Source organism: Flectobacillus major DSM 103 (assembly GCF_000427405.1).
In the GTDB taxonomy this organism is placed as follows: Bacteria; Bacteroidota; Bacteroidia; order Cytophagales; family Spirosomataceae; genus Flectobacillus; species Flectobacillus major.
Window position 1 is genome coordinate 871,305 of sequence record NZ_KE386491.1, and the last position, 20,551, is coordinate 891,855.

At 38.0% G+C, this 20,551-nt stretch carries 15 protein-coding genes; 11 read left to right on the forward strand and 4 right to left on the reverse strand.

Features of this window, described 5'->3' with window-relative positions:
- Positions 1 to 76 precede the first annotated feature (76 nt).
- Positions 77 to 1,015: a malate dehydrogenase gene (gene mdh, locus FLEMA_RS0105450; protein WP_044170869.1), complete on the reverse strand. Its 939-nt coding sequence runs from the start codon at positions 1,013 to 1,015 to the stop codon at positions 77 to 79.
- 367 nt (positions 1,016 to 1,382) lie between these two features.
- On the opposite strand from mdh, the gene FLEMA_RS67590 reads away from it, so the two are divergent.
- The 11 genes from FLEMA_RS67590 to gldF all read left to right on the forward strand — a co-directional run bounded on the left by FLEMA_RS67590 (position 1,383) and on the right by gldF (position 18,043).
- Positions 1,383 to 1,832, forward strand: a complete 450-nt coding sequence (locus FLEMA_RS67590; protein ID WP_044170873.1) for a YkvA family protein — start codon at positions 1,383 to 1,385, stop codon at positions 1,830 to 1,832.
- 159 nt (positions 1,833 to 1,991) lie between these two features.
- A complete protein-coding gene (locus FLEMA_RS0105460) occupies positions 1,992 to 2,195 on the forward strand; it encodes a Sec-independent protein translocase subunit TatA/TatB (RefSeq protein ID WP_026994593.1) in 204 nt (67 codons plus the stop codon).
- A 246-nt stretch (positions 2,196 to 2,441) separates the two neighbouring features.
- Positions 2,442 to 3,866, forward strand: coding sequence for an Asp-tRNA(Asn)/Glu-tRNA(Gln) amidotransferase subunit GatA (gene gatA, locus FLEMA_RS0105465; RefSeq protein WP_026994594.1), 1,425 nt, complete (start codon positions 2,442 to 2,444; stop codon positions 3,864 to 3,866).
- A 369-nt stretch (positions 3,867 to 4,235) separates the two neighbouring features.
- Entirely contained in the window at positions 4,236 to 5,783 is a 1,548-nt protein-coding gene (locus FLEMA_RS0105470) for a lytic transglycosylase domain-containing protein (RefSeq protein ID WP_026994595.1), read from the forward strand.
- Positions 5,784 to 5,995: 212 nt separating this feature from the next.
- A complete protein-coding gene (gene ruvA / locus FLEMA_RS0105475; protein WP_026994596.1) occupies positions 5,996 to 6,589 on the forward strand; it encodes a Holliday junction branch migration protein RuvA in 594 nt (197 codons plus the stop codon).
- Between the two features lie 202 nt (positions 6,590 to 6,791).
- Positions 6,792 to 14,096, forward strand: coding sequence for a T9SS outer membrane translocon Sov/SprA (gene sov / locus FLEMA_RS0105480; protein WP_026994597.1), 7,305 nt, complete (start codon positions 6,792 to 6,794; stop codon positions 14,094 to 14,096).
- A 176-nt stretch (positions 14,097 to 14,272) separates the two neighbouring features.
- On the forward strand, positions 14,273 to 14,653 hold the full coding sequence (gene gcvH, locus FLEMA_RS0105485; RefSeq protein ID WP_026994598.1) for a glycine cleavage system protein GcvH: 381 nt from the start codon (positions 14,273 to 14,275) through the stop codon (positions 14,651 to 14,653).
- 84 nt (positions 14,654 to 14,737) lie between these two features.
- On the forward strand, positions 14,738 to 16,000 hold the full coding sequence (locus FLEMA_RS0105490; protein ID WP_026994599.1) for a dihydroorotase: 1,263 nt from the start codon (positions 14,738 to 14,740) through the stop codon (positions 15,998 to 16,000).
- Positions 16,001 to 16,060: 60 nt separating this feature from the next.
- Positions 16,061 to 16,588, forward strand: a complete 528-nt coding sequence (locus FLEMA_RS0105495; protein WP_026994600.1) for a DUF4199 domain-containing protein — start codon at positions 16,061 to 16,063, stop codon at positions 16,586 to 16,588.
- 150 nt (positions 16,589 to 16,738) lie between these two features.
- Positions 16,739 to 17,254, forward strand: coding sequence for a DUF4199 domain-containing protein (locus tag FLEMA_RS0105500; protein ID WP_026994601.1), 516 nt, complete (start codon positions 16,739 to 16,741; stop codon positions 17,252 to 17,254).
- Between the two features lie 69 nt (positions 17,255 to 17,323).
- Positions 17,324 to 18,043: a gliding motility-associated ABC transporter permease subunit GldF gene (gene gldF / locus FLEMA_RS0105505; protein ID WP_026994602.1), complete on the forward strand. Its 720-nt coding sequence runs from the start codon at positions 17,324 to 17,326 to the stop codon at positions 18,041 to 18,043.
- Positions 18,044 to 18,201: 158 nt separating this feature from the next.
- Here gldF and FLEMA_RS0105510 read toward each other — a convergent pair whose 3' ends face one another.
- The 3 genes from FLEMA_RS0105510 to lpxA form a co-directional block, all read right to left on the reverse strand.
- Entirely contained in the window at positions 18,202 to 18,645 is a 444-nt protein-coding gene (locus tag FLEMA_RS0105510; protein ID WP_026994603.1) for a DUF4920 domain-containing protein, read from the reverse strand.
- A gap of 170 nt (positions 18,646 to 18,815) precedes the next feature.
- A complete protein-coding gene (locus FLEMA_RS0105515) occupies positions 18,816 to 19,433 on the reverse strand; it encodes an ABC transporter ATP-binding protein (RefSeq protein WP_026994604.1) in 618 nt (205 codons plus the stop codon).
- A 212-nt stretch (positions 19,434 to 19,645) separates the two neighbouring features.
- On the reverse strand, positions 19,646 to 20,428 hold the full coding sequence (gene lpxA, locus FLEMA_RS0105520; RefSeq protein WP_026994605.1) for an acyl-ACP--UDP-N-acetylglucosamine O-acyltransferase: 783 nt from the start codon (positions 20,426 to 20,428) through the stop codon (positions 19,646 to 19,648).
- Between the last annotated feature and the right edge of the window lie 123 nt (positions 20,429 to 20,551).

The window sequence follows — 20,551 nt, forward strand, 5'->3', positions numbered from 1 at the left end:
AAATTAGTTTTTCGACCGCCTTGTTTGTTCTCAATATTGGGGATGACTTATGTTTGATGTATTTATCTAACAAAAACTACAAACTCAATGTAGATAGTACATTGTTCATATTACGAACCGCATCGGCCGATTTGCTGAATAATGCTTGCTCTTCTTCGTTGAGGTTATAGTCAATGATTTTTTCCCATCCAGATTTACCCAAAACCACAGGTACACCTAGGCAAATATCAGATTGGCCGTATTCACCTTCCAATAATACCGAGCAAGGGATAACACGTTTTTCGTCACGGATAATAGATTCTACTACAGCAGCAGAAGCCGCACCAGGAGCATACCATGCCGAAGTACCCAACAAGCCCGTCAAGGTAGCGCCACCTACCATTGTATCGGCAGCTACTTTGTTGAGGGTATCGGTGTCGAGGTAATTAGCCACAGGCGTACCATTCCAAGTAGCAAGGCGTTTTAGAGGAATCATGGTAGTATCGCCGTGTCCACCAATCACAGTAGCATGAAGGTCGTTTGGCGAAACATTCATAGCCAATGACAAATAGCATTTGAAACGAGCCGAGTCCAAAGCACCACCCATACCAATAATACGGTTTTTAGGCAAGCCCGACGCTTTCAATGCCAAATAAGTCATAGTATCCATAGGGTTAGATACAATAACAAAAATAGCGTCAGGAGAATATTGTAAGATATTATCAACTACAGATTTAACGATTCCTGCATTAACCCCAATAAGCTCTTCACGAGTCATACCAGGTTTGCGAGGAAGCCCCGATGTAATTACAACAACATCCGAATTAGCCGTTTTAGCATAATCATTAGTTACGCCTGTTAAAGTAGTGTCCCAACCCAATAATGCGGCAGTTTGAAACATATCCAAAGCTTTACCTTCAGCAAAACCTTGTTTGATATCAAGTAATACTACTTCGTCTGCTAATTCTTTGCGAGCAATATTATCGGCGGTAGTAGCACCTACTGCACCTGCACCTACGACAGTTATTTTAGACATGATGATATTGAATTAATTGTTTTGTAAAATTTTAATGATTCAATTAACACGACCTTCTCATAAATAGCCAAGGCATTGTTAACTGCTCCAGAACTGTTTCTTATAGTACGATAAATCCTGAAAAGTTATTATTCAAGACTCATGCAAATGTAAAGCATTTAGCAATTCACAAAACATTAAAATCTAAATTTATGAAAATTTTATATAGGAAATTTGCTAAATGGTATATTTGCAAAAAAATACCATGATGATATTTATCATGGCTAATACGGAAGTGTTTCTTCTATTCGTTGTCATTCCAAAATAATACTTGGATTGCCAATTTTTAAACCAAACGACACCAATATCATCCAAGTATTATAAAGCAATGACAAAAGAGGATTTAGCAACAAGAGTACTAAAATCTGTGTTTTTTAGACAAGCCACCAAAAAAGCAGGTAAATATGCAGGAGGAGGGCTAGCCTTATTAGAATTACTCAGAGAGGTTTTGACAAAAGCCAAGGAGGTTTCTGCCAAAGAAAATAAAGGTGTTGGGCAATTACTTACCGACAAAATTACTACGCTAGTGCGTATGGTAAAAGCCTATGTATCGGGCAACTATCGCATAGTACCTTGGAATAGTATTCTCAAAATTGTGGCGGTGTTGATTTATTTTGTTTCGCCCATCGACCTAATTCCAGATATATTGCCAGTAATAGGGCTGTCCGACGACCTGGCTCTTATTATGTGGTTGTTTCGCTCGCTCAAAGATGATTTAGAAAATTTTGAAGCATGGGAGAGAGGCGAGTTTATAGATTCATTGAAGGATATAAGCTAAAACTAACCACAAAAAGACGTATATTAGTACATACGTTTGAGTGACTGAAAAGTCTTTTTAAAAGGTCTTGTAGGGGTCGGTCAACAAAAAACCGAAAACGAACAGACCTAATTCGAAAATCATTAAGTATATTTACAGAAAATTAAACTCATTAAGGAAATGGAACTGACTTCAATCTTATTATTTTTGAACGGTTTAGGTGGCGGCGAATTGATGTTGATTGGCTTAGCTATTTTATTGTTTTTTGGTGGAAAAAAATTGCCTGAACTAATGAAAGGATTGGGTAAAGGAATCAAAGAATTTAAAGACGCTCAAAAAGACGTTCAAGAACAAATCACTAAAGGTTTGGACGATACAAAGTAGTTATTCAGTGGCGTGAAACATTGGGCTAGCTTACTGATAAACTAAATAATACGCTAAGTTGTATGATTTGACGTGTTGTTTGTTGATAATCAGAAGTATAGCTAATACAGTATCGTCAACAGCTGTTGCTTAATTGCTGTAATTAACTGCTATCTAACTATCAAAATTGCATAGTCGAGCTTGTTTTTCAATCTTGACTATGCTCTTGTTTTTTATAGTCATTTCAATTATTATTTATCTGTTACCTTGAAGAACTATACAACACTGAAGGATATTCAAACTGACTTGTTTGCAGGTACTATTACCTGTCGTCAGTTGGTAGAATATTACCTTAAAAATATTGAAGAAAAGAATGTTACGCTGAATGCTTTTTTAACGGTTTTTGACCAAGAAGCCCTTGCTAAAGCCGATGAAATAGACCAAAAAATTCAGCAAAATACAGCAGGAAAGCTGGCAGGAATGGTCATTGGTATTAAAGATTTACTTTGCTACAAAGACCATCCGTCATCGGCAGGGAGCAAAATCTTATCAGGTTTTGAATCTCAGTTTTCAGCTACAGCAGTACAAAGGGTTGTTGATGCCGATGCCATTATTATTGGTAGCCAAAACTGTGATGAATTTGGGATGGGGTCTACCAACGAAAACTCGGCTTATGGGCCTTGCCTGAATGCTCTGGGCAACAATCGTGTGGCTGGAGGCTCGTCGGGAGGTTCGGCGGTGGCCGTACAAGCCGATATGTGTTTGGCTTCGTTAGGAACAGATACTGGTGGCTCGGTACGTATGCCAGCGGGTTTTTGTGGATTGGTAGGTTTAAAACCAACTTATACAAGGGTATCACGCTGGGGGTTAATTGCTTATGCGTCTTCGTTCGATTGTATAGGCCCAATCACCAAGTCGGTAGATGATGCCGCTGTATTGTTGGAAGTGATTGCAGGAAAAGACGAACAGGATAGTACCGTTTCAACTTTAGATGTACCAGCATATTCAAATTTTGAGCTATTAAAGGCGAATAAAAAACTCAAAATTGGGTATCTGAAAGAGGCCGTTGAAAGCGAAGGTTTACAGCCAGAAGTAAAGGCTGCAACATGGGCAAAATTAGAAACTCTGAAAGCTCAAGGCCATACCGTCGAAGCGGTAGATTTTCCACTAATAAAATATTTTTTACCAACATACTATATTTTAACTACTGCCGAAGCGAGTTCTAATTTATCTCGTTTTGATGGTGTTAAATTTGGACATCGTAGTAATCAAGCCAACGACCTAATGACGATGTACAAAAAGTCAAGGGCAGAAGGATTTGGCAAAGAGGTACGCCGTCGTATTATGCTAGGTACATTTGTACTAAGTGCTAGTTATTATGACGCTTATTATACCAAAGCACAAAAGGTACGTCGTTTGATTAAGAATTATACCGACGAATTACTACAATCGTACGACTTTTTGGTATGTCCAACTACGCCAACAACTGCTTACAAAATCGGTGAAAAAACCGAAGACCCTATCCAAATGTATTTAGGTGATTTGTTTACCGTGCAGGCCAATGTAGTAGGGTTGCCAGCCATATCTATTCCCAACGGACTCGACAACGAGGGAATGCCAATTGGGTTTCAGGTAATGGCAGGAGCATTCCAAGAAGATGCCCTTCTTTCATTTGCCAAGAGCTTGGTATAGTATAAAAAAACCTAATTGAATAAAAGGTATCCTTTACCTGCATGGGTAAAAGATACCTTTTTATTTGTACTTCAAATAATCCAAATTGACGTGGTCTTAAAATACGAATATACTTGATTAATAACCTATTGGGAACCCTAACAAAAGGCCTTATAATGCCCTTATAGATAGTTGAATACCCTACAGATACTCACAGATTTTTAGTGAAATAAAAGCGATAAATAATAGTAATAGTAATTTTTCTTGTAATAATTCAATAGTTTACTTATCGTGTACAATAAAGTACTGGTTTCCTAAGTTAAAAATCAGTAACTTTGTTTATCGTGAAAATACTATTTTATCAAAAAATTGATTATCAACAGAAATTAGATGACATTAACTACATTCCGCTCCATTTTGGCAGGTTCTCTGTTGTTGGTTAGTGCCGCTACCAATGCACAGATTTCGGCAGCACCCACACCCACCGAAAATCAAGGTGTAGTGGATACCAGTTCGGTAAAAATAGTTTTGCCTCAGCCAGCTACTCCAGTTGTTGTAGAACAAAATTGGTTGATAGACCCCAATATCGTTAAGCCAAGATTAGAGGCACTTCAGAAAGAAATTCCATTGACATACAATGCCGTAACACATCAATTTGTAGAATACTTTGCATTTCGTAAGCCATCTTTTACCAAAACGATGCTTGAACGCAAAGATGTGTATTTTCCTTTGTATGAAAAATATTTAAAGAAATATGGCTTACCCGACGAACTGAAATATTTGTCACTTATTGAGTCGGGCTTAAATCCCCGAGCAATGTCTCGTGTAGGGGCAGGTGGTTTGTGGCAGTTTATGCCCAAAACAGCCAAAATAGATTTTGGTTTACGCATTGATGAATATGTCGACGAACGTTTTGATCCCGAAAGGGCTACCGAATCGGCTTGCCGTTATATGCGTCAGTTATATAATATTTTTGGAGATTGGCATTTGGTGTTGGCTGCTTATAACACAGGACCGGGCAATGTACGTCGGGCTATTCGCCGTTGTAATGGGGGGCAAACCTTTTGGGATATTTATAACTGCTTACCTCGCGAAACACGTGGTTATGTACCTCAGTACATCGGTATTTTGTATATGATGCACCATGCCGAATCGCATGATATTGTAGCAGAAAACTATGAGCAAAGAATTGAACACGATACTATCCAAGTGAATAACTACTTAGATTTAGACAAGCTGGCATCGTTGAGTAATATTAGTTTAGAGAATATCCAAAAACTCAATCCTCATGTATTAACTCATATATTACCAGGGTTTACACGCAATTTTGCTTTGCGACTTCCCAAAGAGGAATTGGCGTATTTTCGAGCTAATCGTGCCATGATTATGGATTCGGCATCAAAATTGCCAACAGGTATTGTAGGAAGTTTACAACAAGATGTACTGGCCGAAACCAAAACGTCAACCTCCGAAGATTCAACACCTAATACCAAAACTATTGTGTTGGCATCTAACCGTACCAAACAAGAGTTGGTCGAAGATGATGTAGAGGATGTGGTTATCAACAAAAAACCCAAAAAGAGTAGCTATAAAGTTAAGAAAGGAGATAATCTCTTTAATATTGCCGATAAGTTTAATGTAGAAGTGTACGACCTAAAGGTTTGGAACAAGCTCAAAAAATCGAATATTCAAGTAGGACAAACGTTGGTGATCTTCAAAGAAGTAGCCGTAACAAGCTCTGAAAAATACGCCAAGTCAAATCGTACTGAAAAAGAAGCAGTTCATAGTGGTAAAGTAAAATTCCATAAAGTAGAACAAGGTGATACCCTCTGGAATATTTCTCAACGATACGGTGGTATTTCGGTAGAAAAGCTTAAAAAAATGAATGGTATAAAAGGAAATGTTGTAAAAGCTGGTATGAAAATCAGGGTTTCGTAATTATCTTTTTCCTATTTGTTGATTTCGTATAAAAGTCCGCATCTATGCCGTTTGGCTTATGCGGACTTTTTATGTATTTTTGAAATTATCATTTCTCAAAACATAAAAAAGAGTATCTTTCTTGAAAAGTAAACGTTATAAGAAATAGCATAGAGCAACGATAGTGTTTACGTTTGCCAATGATTAAACACATATAAATTTTAGCAGTAATTATGATTGCCTATATCGATGGTAAATTGACTTATAAAGACCCCGCATACGTTGTAATAGATGTAAATGGGGTTGGATACGAATTAAAAATTTCTCTTCAAACCTACGCCGCACTCCAAGATGGAGTAGAACGATGTAAACTATTTACCTATCTGAATATCCGTGAAGATGCCCATATTTTGTATGGCTTTAAAGAACCTGACGAAAAATCCCTATTTCTTGATTTGATTAGTGTTTCGGGAATAGGGCCTAATACGGCTTTGATTATGTTGTCGTCGTTGTCGTCGGCCGAGATTCGTAACGCTTTGGTTTCGGAAGATGTAAAAACTATCCAGAGTATTAAAGGAATCGGTGCCAAAACAGCTCAACGGGCTATTATTGAGCTGAAAGATAAGCTCAAAAAAGAACAAATGTTGGCTGGCCCTCAAACCTCATTTTTACCTACTACAGGCTCAAAAGTGCGTAACGAAGCCTTGGCAGCCTTGGTTACTTTGGGTATTCCTAAAAATGTGGCAGAAAAGAGTATAGAGGCTATTGTGAAAAAAGAAGGCGATAACTTGACTGTAGAGCAACTCATCAAATTAGCCTTACGATAATTGACTAGGTGTAAGTAATATGGCTGATTTTGAGACAAATTTGTAAGAAATTTGAGGCTGTCACTAACCGTAATTTTGAGCGTAGGGAAGGAATACTAAGTAGTAAAAAAAGCCAACCCTCAAAAAATATTAAAGAGTTTTGGTCGTTGTGGCATTGTGCCACTTTGACATCACCTCTGTTTTGACTATTAAGCTGTAAACTGTGCAACGGAAAAAGTTTTACATACTTTCAGGTAGTTTTGTATTGTCAGTATTTGCGTCTTTAGCATGGGAGTTCCCTACGCTAGAGGAAAAAACTGTTTATACAACTAATAATACCCAGAATAGCTCTGCGAAAGCCGATACTGTTCGAAAATCTGGTCGTCGTCCTCGATATAGACTAAAAGACCGCTATACCAATCGTTTTTCAGATAAAACCCCATCGTCACCATTTATCATAAAAGATACCAAAACTACCTCTACCGAGTTTAAACTGGATTCGGTGGGTAGAATGGCAGTTTATGAAAAACTCAATAACCTTAACGATAATCCTGACTACAGGCCAGCTCAGCAGCTTTCAATAGCCGAATATGAAAAGGTTCAACAAAATCGTTTTGTTCGAGACTACTGGCGGAAATACGCTGCCGCACAAGATGGTAAAGATGACACCAAAGGGCGAGGACTATTGCCTAAAATTGAATTGCCTCCTGCTATTGATAGAATTTTTGGAGGAACTGAAATCGACTTCAAACCCAATGGTAATATATTACTTGATATAGGATATATTGGTCAGTTTATCGATAACCCAGCGATTCCTGTTCAGCAACGTTATATTGGTAATTTAAACTTTAATGAACAAGCTCAGATTAACTTTCAGGGTAAAATCGGTAATAAACTCAATCTCAATACCAATTTTGATACCAAGGCAAGTTTTAATTTCCAAAACCAATTAAAGCTTAACTGGCGTTCAAACGAAGAGGATATTCTTCAGAATATTGAAGTTGGTAATACTTCTTGGACACTCAATAGCCAGCTTATTCCTGGTGTACAGAATCTTTTTGGGGTAAAAACTCTTATGCGTTTTGGCAAAGTAGACGTAACTGTAGTGGCTGCTCAACAGCGTTCTAAACAAGATTGTATTACTCTGAAAGGTGGTTCGCAAGGCAAAAATTTTGAAATTCGTGCCGACAATTATGATGAAAACCGCAACTTCTTCTTATCGACGTATTTTCGTAACAAATATGAAGGGGCTTTAAAAAGCCTTCCTGTAATTACCTCGGGGGTTACTGTTACAAGGGTAGAGGTGTATGTGACCAACCGCTCTCAAAATACCGAGACACTACGAAATATTGTGGCTTTTTCTGACCTTGGAGAAGCCAGCCCCAATAATCCTTACAACCCCAATAATGGGGTAAGAGCCAATGTTGCCGCTAATTCGCCTGTCAACAACAAAAACAATACTTTATACAATGACATCCTAGACCCTAATACAGGGAATAAAGAGGTACGTCAGGCCGATAAAACTACTACTGTACTAACCTCACAGTATAAGTTTGATAAAGGAACTGACTTTGATGTTTTGAGAGGTGCTAAAAGGCTATCCGACCGAGAGTTTCGCTTTAGTCCAGAACTTGGCTATATCTCATTGATTACGCCATTACGCAACGATGAGGTATTGGCTGTAGCCTATGAATATACCCTCAATGGCCAAAAATACCAAGTTGGTGAGCTAACCGAAGATTATCAGAACCGCCAAGACAATGAGGTATTGGTACTAAAAATGCTGAAATCATCGACTGTCAGAAATGTACTCAATCACCCCATGTGGAATTTGATGATGAAAAACGTTTATTCATTAAATACACAACAGTTGACTAAGCAGGGCTTTCAGTTGCGAGTAATTTATAAAGATGACCAAACAGGAATTGATAACCCCAATTTACAAGAAGGGCGAAATCTAAAAGATGTACCGCTGATTCGAGTGTTTGGGCTAGATAGGCTCAATCAGAATGGTGACCAACAAATAGACGGAAACTTTGACTTTGTAGAAGGCGTAACCATTGATAGCAAGAATGGTAAGGTAATGTTTCCTGTACTAGAACCTTTTGGAAGTACTTTACGGAAAAAATTTGATTCAGATGAAGTTCAATTAATAGATAAATACGTATTTGACAAACTATATACTTCGACATTAACAGACGCTCAGCAAATTGCCAGCAAAAACAAGTTTTTCTTGAAAGGAAGCTACCAGTCGTCATTGGGTGGCGATGTTACCTTACCTTTTGGGGTAGATGGTAGTTCTGTTCAGGTAACAGCAGGAGGTGTGCCTCTTACTGCTGGTATTGATTATATTGTTGAGCCACAGTTAAGTAAAGTACGTATCTTGAATGCCAGTATTTCTAATTCAAGTCGTGAGATTAGAATATGTTATGAAAAACCTGATTTGTTTAACAACCAAATCAGAACATTGCTTGGTTCGCATGTTGATTATATGCTAGGTAAGGATATTCATATAGGCGGAACTATCCAGCACCTAACCGAAAGCCCTCCAGGATTTTGGAGAAGGGTTCAAATCGGTAACGAACCTATCAGTAATACGGTTTTTGGCGTAGATGCTGCTTTTCAGAAAAAATCGCTTTTACTGACTCGTTTGGTAGATGCCTTGCCATTGATTAGTACCAAAGAGGTATCGGCTGTAGATTTTCAAGGAGAGTTTGCCAAAATTATTCCAGCTGTTAATAGCGATGTAAATAGCAATGCCTTTATCGACGACTTTGAGGCAGCACGTAATATCTTTAGTTTGAACAACCAAGCTACAGCGTGGCGGCCGGGTTCGGTGCCTAAAACACTTGTTACCACAGCCAATCCAGCTTCGATAGAAAGTAATTTTAATAGAGCCAAAATTTCGGCCTATACTGTCGACTATAGTTTGTATGGTTCTAGTGGCCTCGAAACTGGTAGTTTAGGAATCAATTCTCAGGAGGTAAATAATTTTGCCTATGAGCGTGTGGTGGCATCTCAGGCACTATTTCCCAATAGGTCAATTGCTAATAATATCAATATACCTATTGGTGTGTTAGATATTTCATACTTTCCAACAGAGCGAGGGATTTATAACTACAATCCTAGGCTAGACAATTTTATTAATAATCCTCGTAAAAACTTTGGGGCAATTACCCGAGCTATTACTTCTGATACCGATTTTGACAATGCCAATATCGAAACATTGGAGTTTTGGATGATGGACCCCTTTGTGGATTTTGACCCAACAGCTACTGAACAGGCTGGTAATAGAAGTGGTATTGTACGAGCAACAGGCAATTTTGATAAAGACAAACAAGCCAGTGCCGTACGAAATAATACAGGTGGAAAGTTGGTCTTTAACTTAGGGGACGTTTCAGAAGATTTTATTCCTGATGGAAGATATAACTTTGAAAATGGTATTCCTGTAGGTAAAAAAGTATTGGATGGCCTTCAGGCCAATGTCGATTCTACAGTATGGGGGCTGGCTCCTCGTCGTCAGTTTGTTACCAATGCTTTTGATTTGCAAAATGGTAGAGAACAACAAGACGTAGGCTTGGATGGCTTACCGAATAATCCTACTGCCGATGATGATATTTGGAATGAAAAAAATAAATTCAGTAGTTATGTAAATGCTATTCAGGGGCTAAATATTGATGCTGATATTAAATCAGAAATTGAAGCTGACCCTTCTGGTGATGATTTTGTCCATTATCTCAACGAACGTTATGCCAATACCTCAAGTATTGTAAAGCGATACAAAAACTATATGGGCTTAGAGAATAACTCGCCCCCATCTACAACCAATACCGCTTCAGGATATACCGAGGCTAACAACCAACAACCCGACCGTGAAGACTTAAATAACGACAATACCATTACCGACACCGATGCGTATTACGAATATGAGTTGGATATGAAGAAAGAGAAAATGGCGGTTGGTCAAAATTATATTGTCGATAAAATTACAGAAGGTGGTGTAAGTTGGTATTTGTTCAGAATTCCTATCAAAAATTACACGGGTAAAGTAGGTAGTATCAACGGCTTCAAGTCGATGCGATTTATCAGGATGTTCCTCACCGACTGGGAAGCACCAGTGGTAATGCGTTTTGCTTCATTTCAATTATCGGGCTATCAGTATCGTAAATATACTGGCGAACTCACCCCAAGAGGTTTGCAAGAAGTACCTGAGCCTTACGATGCACAATTCAAGGTAAGTACTGTCAATATCGAAGAAAATGGCCCTACCGCCCGAACCGACGGTAAATCTAATCAGACTGTTCCCTATGCTGTTCCGCCAGGTTTTGAAAGAGACCGTGATGTAACAACTGTCAATAATATTGCCCTCAACGAGCAATCAATGAGCTTGTGTGTGGATGGCTTGAGAGATGGCGATTCAAGAGCTGTATTCAAAAATACGCTTTTCGATTTCCTGAATTATAAAAATCTCAAAATGTTCGTTCACATGGAAAGTCAAGAAAATGTAGATGGACAAGTAGCGGCTTTTATAAGAGTAGGTACAGACCAAACCGATAACTATTATGAAATAGAAACCAAAGGGTTGCGTCAAACGGCCTTCCGCTCAGGAGGGTACACACCATTAGACGTTTGGCCAACTGAAAATGAAATAGATATTCCTTTCGATGCTTTGAGGGCTGTCAAATTAGCACGAGACAGAGCCAATGTGGCCTTGCTAACGCCTTATTCAAAAGATACGGTGCTAGGAAACAACGGCCAAGTGTACAAAGTAACAGTGGTGGGTCGTCCAGACCTAGGGGCTGTCGTGTCGTTGATGATTGGGATACGAAATCCTAAAACCGCTGATGCTTTACCAAAATCATTCTGTATTTGGGTAGATGAATTACGGGCCAACGGCTTTGACCAAACTTCGGGAAGTGCCGCTATAGGTAAACTAGGCTTAAAATTAGCTGATTTTGCCAATGTAACCATTAATGGAGCTTATAAAGGATATGGATTTGGGGGTGTTCAATCAAAAATTTCAGAACGCTCACGTGAGAATACCTATTCCTATGGAATTGCGGCTAATATTAATTTAGATAAGTTGTTGCCCGAAAGATGGGGACTCAAAATTCCTTTGTACATTAGTTATGACCGTAGTAATGCTACGCCACATTTTAATCCACTCGACCCTGATATACCTTTAGAGGCTTCTTTGAATAATATCAGCGACCCTATCGCAAGAGAACGCTACCGTCGATTGGTAGAAGATAATACCGAAAGACGAGGTATCAACCTTACGAATGTTAGAAAAGTAAAAGTAGGAAATAATAGTAAATCGCACCCTTGGGACATCGAAAACGTTTCTATTTCGTATGCTTTTGCCGAAATGACAAGGCACAACACATTGATTGATGAATACCGTCAGGTATCACATCGTGGAGGTATTACTTATACCTATACAGGTACGAGCCGTCCAATAGAACCCTTCAAAGGGATTAAATCTAATTACCCATTGTTACGCTGGGTCAAAGAATTTAATTTCTCACCATTGCCAAACTCTGTGACAGTGCGTGCAGATATGGATAGGAATTTTGTGAAAACACAGCTTCGCAACTCAGAGTTAACAATCGACGGTGTGCCTCCTATGTTTGAAAAATATTGGATGTTTAACCGACAATATAACTTGGGCTGGAATTTGACCAAATCTGTTATAGTGAATTACAATGCTACAGCTAATGCTATTATCGACGAACCAGAGGGCGACATCAATACTCAGGCCAAAAAAGATTCTGTTTGGCGAAACCTAAAAAGCTTTGGTCGTACCAAGAATTTTGACCAAAACTTTAGTGCTGTTTGGCGTTTGCCACTCAATAAATCACCATTGACCGACTGGATGACGGCCGACTACAGCCATAAATTTGGGTATCAGTATTTGGCTAACTCGTACGATATTCGAGACTCATTGAATCTTCCTTTTGGAAATTTGATTAAAAACACCAGAGAAAGAGGCATTACTGGTAAAATCGACTTTGTGGCTTTGTACAACCGTATTCGTGCGTTAAGATTGGCTAATCAGCCACGAACAGAACGTAAAAATGTTGCCAGAAATCCGGGTGATGATGAAGACATTATCAAGCCACAACCTACTTTTGTTCGTAGTGTAACACGCTTGCTGATGGCAATTCGGGGAATTCAGGTAAACTATAATATTGTAGAATCAACTACGCTACCAGGCTTTATGCCAAGTCCGGGCTTGTTAGGAATGAGTAGCGATGGCTCAGCCCCAGGCTTTGGATTTGTCACAGGAAGTCAGGATTATAGTATTTTGGAAAGGGCAGGAGCTAATGGTTGGCTCACTAAAAGTACCGTACAAAATATACCTTTTGTTCAGACCAAAACCCAAAATCTTACTTATCGAAGTGCTGTAGAACCATTTAGAGATTTCCGTATTCAGATAGAAGGTAAGTGGTCGAGAACCGATAACTATCAAGAATTTTATCGACCAACAACCCCAGGAGGAGCCTTTGAGCACCAAAGTCCTTTGCATTCGGGTAATTATAGCATGACCTTTTTGTCGTTTCTAACAGCATTTGATAGCAATGCTCCAAACGAAACGTCTAAGTTATTCAACCGTTTTAGAGAGTACAGAAATATTATTTTAAAACGTTTTGAAACCGAACGAGGGCCTATTTCGGTGATTGGTGAAAACGGAGAAACTATTATTGGTAAATATGACCAAAATTCGCAAGATGTGCTTATTCCAGCTTTCTTTGCAGCTTATAGTGGTGTATCGCCCAATAAGGTAAGTTTCTCGCCATTTGTGAATATTCCTTTGCCCAACTGGCAATTAGATTACAACGGATTAGCAAATGTAGGTTGGTTTAAAAGGAAGTTTTCGGCTATTTCACTTACACATCGATACACTTCTACTTATAGTGTAGGTAATTTCGTTTCGTCGCTCGACTATACCAATCCTTTTGAACTAAATATCAACAATATGTTATATCCACTTTCATCAAGGATTAACGACCAAGGGTATTTAGTACCTGTTTATGTAATGAGTACCATTAAATTTGAAGAAAAATTTGCTCCATTGGTAGGCTTTAATGCTACTACCAAAAGTAAAATTACACTTCGATTGGAGTACGCACAAGACCGTAGTGTAGGGCTCAATTTGTCAAACTCGTATGTAGCCGAATTGAGTAATAAAGATTTTACGATAGGAATGGGCTTTACCCGTGCTAATATGCTAGTTCCGTTTAGGGTTCAAGGGCGTAGAGTGCGTTTGCCAAATGACCTGAAATTTCAAATGAACTTGACAGTAAGAGATACCCGAACGATTCAACGGAAATTAGATGCAGAAACCGTTGTAACACAAGGTTTTGTGAATTTTCAGTTTAGGCCACAGATTAGTTATAACGTCAGTAAAAAATTGAACTTGAACATGTATTTCGACAAAATGTTTAACAACCCGTTGGTATCTAATTCATATTATCGTTCAACTGTGGCGGCTGGTGTTCAAGTGCGTTTTAGTTTGTCGGATTAAGTAGAAAAATATCAAACGGCCTTATAGCCAATTGTTTAGCTAGCAAGGTATTTGAGGCAAGTAAGCTTTCTATTCAAAACCTTGTTTGAAAGATTGGCAGTTTGGAGTTTTTCCAGTAAATTGCGTCACAATTCTTCAACAAAAATATCAAATTACAAACCGTAAACGCATAAGAAATGAATTTCCCAGCAGAACTTCGCTATACGAAAGAGCATGAATGGATTAAGGTGGATGGAGACGTTGCCATCGTAGGTATTACAGATTTCGCACAGGGCGAACTAGGTGATATTGTTTATGTTGAAATCGAGACCGTTGGCCAGTCTTTAGGTGAGAACGATATTTTCGGAACGGTTGAAGCTGTAAAAACAGTATCAGATTTGTTTTTACCAATTGCTGGAGAAATCGTTGAGGTAAATACTCAAGTAATTGATTCGCCAGAATTAGTAAATTCAGATGCTTATGGCGATGGTTGGTTGATTAAAATGAAGCCTGCAAACTTGGCTGATGTAGACGCATTGATGGATGCCGATACATACAAACAACATATTGGACTTTAATTAAGATTACTTTTTGTATAAAGCCCTGTTTCTCAGGGCTTTTTTTTGACCATATCTCGAAATACGATTCGAGTTTTTACTACAATGAAAATCCTGATTCGCTCCGCAAAAATTATTCAAAAAGGTACTGCCCTCAATGGTCAGCTCAAAGATATTTTTATCGAAAATGGTATTATTCGCCAAATAGGAGAGGGACTAACCCTTGAGGCGGATGAGGTGATAAGTCACCCCAATCTTTGTGTGTCGTTGGGTTGGTTTGATATGCGAGTTCATGCCAAAGACCCAGGCTATGAGCAAAAAGAAAGTCTATATTCTTTAGAAAAAGCCGCTTTAGCTGGTGGTTTTTCTGAAATTGCATTGTTGCCTAATACCAAGCCAACTGTTCAAACACGTGAAAGTGTTCATTATCTCAAAAAGTCTGGAGATTTGATTAAATTTCACCCAATGGCTGCTGTAACCTTGAAATGCGAAGGAAAGGATTTTACAGAGATGATAGATTTGCATCATGCAGGAGCTGTGGCTTTTACCGATGGCGAGCACCCTATCCAGAATCCTGATATTTTACTGAAAACTTTACAATATCTAACGCCATTAGGTGGGGTGCTAATTAATCGCCCAGAAGATATGAATTTGACCCACTTTGGGCAGATGCACGAGGGTTTTGTGAGTACGCTTATTGGCATGAAAGGTATGCCTAGAATGGCCGAAGAAATCAGTGTTATGCGCGATTTGAAGCTTCTGGAATATGTTATGGAAACGCCTTTTGGTACACCCAACACTAGCCAACCTTTATTACACTTCGCTTGTATTTCGACTGCCGAATCGGTTAGTTTAATTCGTGAAGCAAAAGCAAAAGGGTTGCCTGTATCATGCGATGTGGCCGTACATCAATTATGCTTTACTGAAGAGGATTTATTAGGTTTTGATACAAATTATAAAGTAAACCCTCCTTTCAGAACACAAACAGATGTACAGGCTTTATGGGCAGGTTTGGTAGATGGTACTATCGATGCTATTGTTTCTGACCATAATCCTCAGGACGAAGAAGCCAAAAACTTAGAATTTGATATGGCCGATTTTGGTATCATTGGTCTCGAAACGTTGTATGCAGTAGCTAATTCGTACAATATCGGTTTAAGTACCGAAGACTTAATTGAAAAAATTACAGTTAATCCTCGTTATATCTTGCGTTTGCCAATACCCGAAATCAAAGAAGGAAGCAAGGCTAACTTGACGCTATTCAATGAAGATGAAGAATGGGTTTATAAAGATATTGTATCTAATTCTAAAAACTCTCCTTTTGTCGGAAAAACGCTCAGAGGAAAATCCATTGCTGTAATTGTTTAGTAGTTGGCTACTAGGCGGTTAAAGTATAACCAATAATTGTGTAAAAGCACTTAATTGCTGATGTTTAATAAATATTTTCTCAGAACAACCGTTTTGTATGGCAGTGTTGCAGGCATTTTGTGTTTTGTATATTGCCTAGCCCTAAATGCCTTAGGTATTATTCCGTTGTCTGGAAAGCTATTTCCAAGCAATATATTTATCCTTGTGGCTGTTTTTCAGGCTGTAAAAACCTATCGAAAGCATAACCCCGATATGACTATGCACTTTTGGGAAGGGCTTTCGGTAAGTATGCTTACGGCTATTATAGCTTCGGTAGTTATTGCTGTTATTTTATATATATTTTATAGCAGCGATTACGGTCATAACCTTATTGCTCAGTTTGTGGAGCAGGCTTTGAAAGAATATATCGGAGCAAAAGCTCAGATTGTCAAAGAAACAAATCTTGATTATTTTAATAGCCTGATTGCAGGCATCAAGGCAATAGACCCAAGTTCTATTGCATGGACAGAGATTAAACAACGTCCTCTTATTGCTATTTTGCCATCCATCATGATTTCGTTGTATTATAGAAGACAGTATATTAACTAGCAATGAGGTTCACCAATAGTTTGTTTGTATTATAGTAGCTTTGGCGAATCAGTAAAAATTAGTTAAACCAAATTCTAAACGAAGGTAATATTGTGAATATCGTGTCGTTCCTAATACAGGATACGCAGGATTACCTAAAAATCTAAAATTATGGAAAATCAAACAACTACCACAAAAGTAGCTTTGAAATGGGGGGCCATTGTCGGAATTATTAGTATTGTGTACAGTACCATAGTAATGGTGTTGGGCTTAATGGGTAATCAGGCCATAGGCTGGCTTGTTTATTTGATTATTGGAGCAGGGATATTCTTGGCGATGTCTAATTACAAAAAAGAAAATGGTGGGTTTTTATCGTATGGACAAGGGCTTGGCATAGGAAGTATGATGTCGGCTATTAGTGGCTTAATTTCTAGTGCTTATTCTTTTGTTTATATGCGTTTTATTGATGCTACAGTAGTGGATCAGTTACTCAAAAAAGCACAAGAAGATATGGAAAAGCAGGGTTTTTCGGATGAAAAAATCGAACAAGCCTTAGAAATGAGTAAGATATTTATGAGCCCTGGAGCGATGTTTGTTTGGGGAGTGTTGGGTAGTATTATTATAGGGTTTTTATTGTCGTTGATATTGGCAGCTATTGCCAAAAAAGATAAAGCAATATTTGAATAAGCTAAAGTGCGTTTGCTGAGAAGAAAGGCTTTTCAGCAAACGCCAAGCCATATTTTACCACAAAGCAATATGTTTCAAATCTTTCAAAAAGAAGTAAATTCATTTTTAAGTTCCCTAATTGGTTATATCGTAATTGGGGTATTTTTAACAGCCACAGGACTATTTGTTTGGCTTTTCAAAGACAATATTCTTGATTTTGGTTATGCCGACCTAACTTCTTTTTTTCAAGTAGCACCTTTTGTCTTCTTGTTTTTGATTCCTGCTATTACGATGAAAGCCTTTTCGGAGGAAGTAAAAAGCGGAACAATCGAATTGTTATTTACCAAACCTATTTCTCGATGGGAAATAATTTTGGGTAAATACTTGGCCAGTTGTTATTTAATTCTTTTGGCTTTGTTACCTACATTGCTCTATTATTATTCGGTGTACCAGTTAGGAAACCCACAAGGAAATATTGATTCTGCGGCTGTTTTTAGCTCTTATTTGGGGCTATTGTTTTTAGGTTGTGTATTTGCCGCTCTTGGCATATTTTCGTCGTCCTTGACCGACAATCAGGTTACAGCTTTTGTATTGGGTTTTGTATTGTGCTTAGTGTTGTATTATGGAATAGGGCGATTGTCGGAGTTATCTTTTTTGGGGGCATCGGGTTATATTGTAGCTCAATTAGGGCTCGATTACCAATATGATGCTCTTAGCCGTGGCTTGATAGATTCTCGCAATGTTTTGTATTTTTTGTCTGTAATAGCGATTGCCTTATGGGCAACAAAATTGAAAATAAGTGCTATTTAAGAAGAGAGATTCGTCCTCTACGAAAGTGTAGATATAATAAGCGTATGGTTGGCCTTATGCTTTGTGTCGCATAATTGGTACAAGTTCTGATTTTACAATTCTTTATGTTATAAAAAAATAGTGAGCAAGTTTAGTTGCCCACTATCAATACTTTGCTGTTATTTTATAATTACGCCATTGGCAACAAACGATACTGCTTTTTCTGGCTCAGTGATTTGGGCAATTTCATCTTTGCTTTTTCCAGCATCTTCTGCATAATGCTTGAGTTCGTCTACTGGAGTTGTTTTTACTTTAGCAATACCCTCAAATACCACTGTTTTTCCTGCAATATCTTTAGGTACAAAGAAACCATAATCTTTGAAGGTAACACGCATCGTTTGGCCGTCGTCTAGTTTTACTTTCATCCAACAACCTTTTACTTTACAAACAGATTCTACAACACCCGAAACTTTGGCCTTTACTTCTTCTTTCTTATCCATTTTTTGGATAAGTTCAGTAGCTGAGATAGCTCCTTTTTCAGAGATTTTTGCTCCAAATTTATTTTGTGCTTGTACGGTGTGCAACCCCAATGCCAATACCGCTACTAGAAATACTCTTTTCATACTCGGTTTATTTGTTGATTAATAAGTGATTACTTTTGTAAAGATACGGAATAGAGCAAAGAAGGGCAAAGAAGAAATACGTTAAAATAACAATTGGATATTTTGATACAAAGAAATTATAGCCCCAAGGATACAGAAGGGTATTTTTATGAAACACAAAAGAGATACGCTTATTTGAATGATTGAATATTATAGATATTATGGCAAAATTCGTACTCGTTGGGCTGGTTTGAGCAAATGAATAACATTCTGTTTTGGGCGTATTTTTGTACGTTTTCGATATACCAGTTTGTTGCTTTCAAGTCGAGGTTGGATGAAGGCTCATCGAGCATCAAAATAGCGGTATCAGACAAAAATGCCAATCCCAACTTAACACGTTGTTTCATACCCGAAGAAAAGTGTTTGATTGCCTTGTTTTTGGCTTGAGGAAGCTCAATAAAGTCAATAAAGTCGCTAATAGATAAATGATTAATAAGAGGCTTGAATTGTACATGAAATGCCAATAATTCGGACAGCGTAAACTCCTCGATAAGTTCTAAATAAGGAGCTGCAATCACAATGTGTTTGTAAAACTCTTCAGCACTGATAATTACATCGTTTTTTTGGTAAATCAATTTTCCTTCCGACTGCGGTATAAACCCTGAAAGTATTTGTAAAAGAGTAGATTTGCCGCTACCGTTTGCTCCTGTAAAAGTATAGGATACCCCTTGCTGGAATGTTAAATTAACAGCTTTGAAAATCCATTCGTTTCTAAACTTTTTTCCAAGGTTTTCAGTGATGATTTGCATATATAAAAGAAGTAAGACAGAATCGAGTTCTGTCTTACATTAACTTACCAAAATATCTATTATTGACAAAAATTGAGCTGTAAGATAAACTAACGCATTTGTAACAAATTGTACATAAGGGTATTATGGCAGTTTATTGGGTATTCAATAACGCATCTATTTATAAATTATAGTACTTTTTTTGTCAGTTGGCAATACTTTTTGAATGATTGCTAGTTACCTGTAGGGCCTTTAAAAATTCCTCTTTCAGAGGTTCTAATAAAGTTGATGATTTCGTCTCTTTCAGGAGTAGCTTCTAATTCTTGTTCAATTTGTACAAGAGCATCGGAATTGTTGAGGCCACGCAAGAAAATAAAACGATAAGCATCTTGAATAAGAGCAATCTGTTGGTCGTTAAATCCACTTCTACGAAGGCCAATAGAGTTTACACCAACATACGAAAGCGGTTCACGTGCCGATTTGGTATAAGGTGGTACATCTTTACGAATGAGCGAGCCTCCAGAAATCATGACATGCTTACCAATTTTCACAAATTGATGAATAGCACATGCTCCTCCTATTCGGGCAGCTTCTCCGATTTCTACGTGTCCAGCTACTTGTACACTATTGGCAATAATACAATTGTCGCCAATGACACAGTCATGAGCAACGTGTACGTATGCCATTAGAAGGCAGTTTTTGCCAACTTCTGTTTTGTATTTTTCTTTTGTACCACGATTTACGGTTACACATTCACGGATGGTAGTGTTATCGCCAATAATGGTAATGGTGTCTTCACCATCAAATTTGAGGTCTTGCGGAATCGCAGAGATTACAGCTCCAGGGAAAATACGACAGTTTTTACCGATTCTTGCTCCAGGGAAAATAGTCACATTAGAACCAATCCAACTTCCTTCTCCAATTTCGACATCTTGGTAAATCGTCGAGAAAGGTTCTATCACAACATTGTGTGCGAGTTTGGCTTCTGGATGTATATATGCTAACGGTTGTGTCATGGTATTGTTTTCAGATAATTACCTAGCTATGATTTGTGTTTGATTAGGTTTTACGATAATTAAAAATGCCAAACTTTTGACAAATATATAGGCTCAGTAATTATTAAATATTCTTTTCATTGA

Bases quoted from the DNA above. Each gene is read 5' to 3' on its own strand.
- gcvH (WP_026994598.1), top strand. From the start codon at position 14,273: ATGAATTTCCCAGCAGAACTTCGCTATACGAAAGAGCATGAATGGATT.
- gldF (WP_026994602.1), top strand. From the start codon at position 17,324: ATGTTTCAAATCTTTCAAAAAGAAGTAAATTCATTTTTAAGTTCCCTA.
- FLEMA_RS67590 (WP_044170873.1), top strand. From the start codon at position 1,383: ATGACAAAAGAGGATTTAGCAACAAGAGTACTAAAATCTGTGTTTTTT.
- FLEMA_RS0105470 (WP_026994595.1), top strand. From the start codon at position 4,236: ATGACATTAACTACATTCCGCTCCATTTTGGCAGGTTCTCTGTTGTTG.
- FLEMA_RS0105515 (WP_026994604.1), bottom strand. From the start codon at position 19,433: ATGCAAATCATCACTGAAAACCTTGGAAAAAAGTTTAGAAACGAATGG.
- FLEMA_RS0105460 (WP_026994593.1), top strand. From the start codon at position 1,992: ATGGAACTGACTTCAATCTTATTATTTTTGAACGGTTTAGGTGGCGGC.
- FLEMA_RS0105490 (WP_026994599.1), top strand. From the start codon at position 14,738: ATGAAAATCCTGATTCGCTCCGCAAAAATTATTCAAAAAGGTACTGCC.
- lpxA (WP_026994605.1), bottom strand. From the start codon at position 20,428: ATGACACAACCGTTAGCATATATACATCCAGAAGCCAAACTCGCACAC.
- ruvA (WP_026994596.1), top strand. From the start codon at position 5,996: ATGATTGCCTATATCGATGGTAAATTGACTTATAAAGACCCCGCATAC.
- mdh (WP_044170869.1), bottom strand. From the start codon at position 1,015: ATGTCTAAAATAACTGTCGTAGGTGCAGGTGCAGTAGGTGCTACTACC.
- FLEMA_RS0105495 (WP_026994600.1), top strand. From the start codon at position 16,061: ATGTTTAATAAATATTTTCTCAGAACAACCGTTTTGTATGGCAGTGTT.
- FLEMA_RS0105510 (WP_026994603.1), bottom strand. From the start codon at position 18,645: ATGAAAAGAGTATTTCTAGTAGCGGTATTGGCATTGGGGTTGCACACC.
- FLEMA_RS0105500 (WP_026994601.1), top strand. From the start codon at position 16,739: ATGGAAAATCAAACAACTACCACAAAAGTAGCTTTGAAATGGGGGGCC.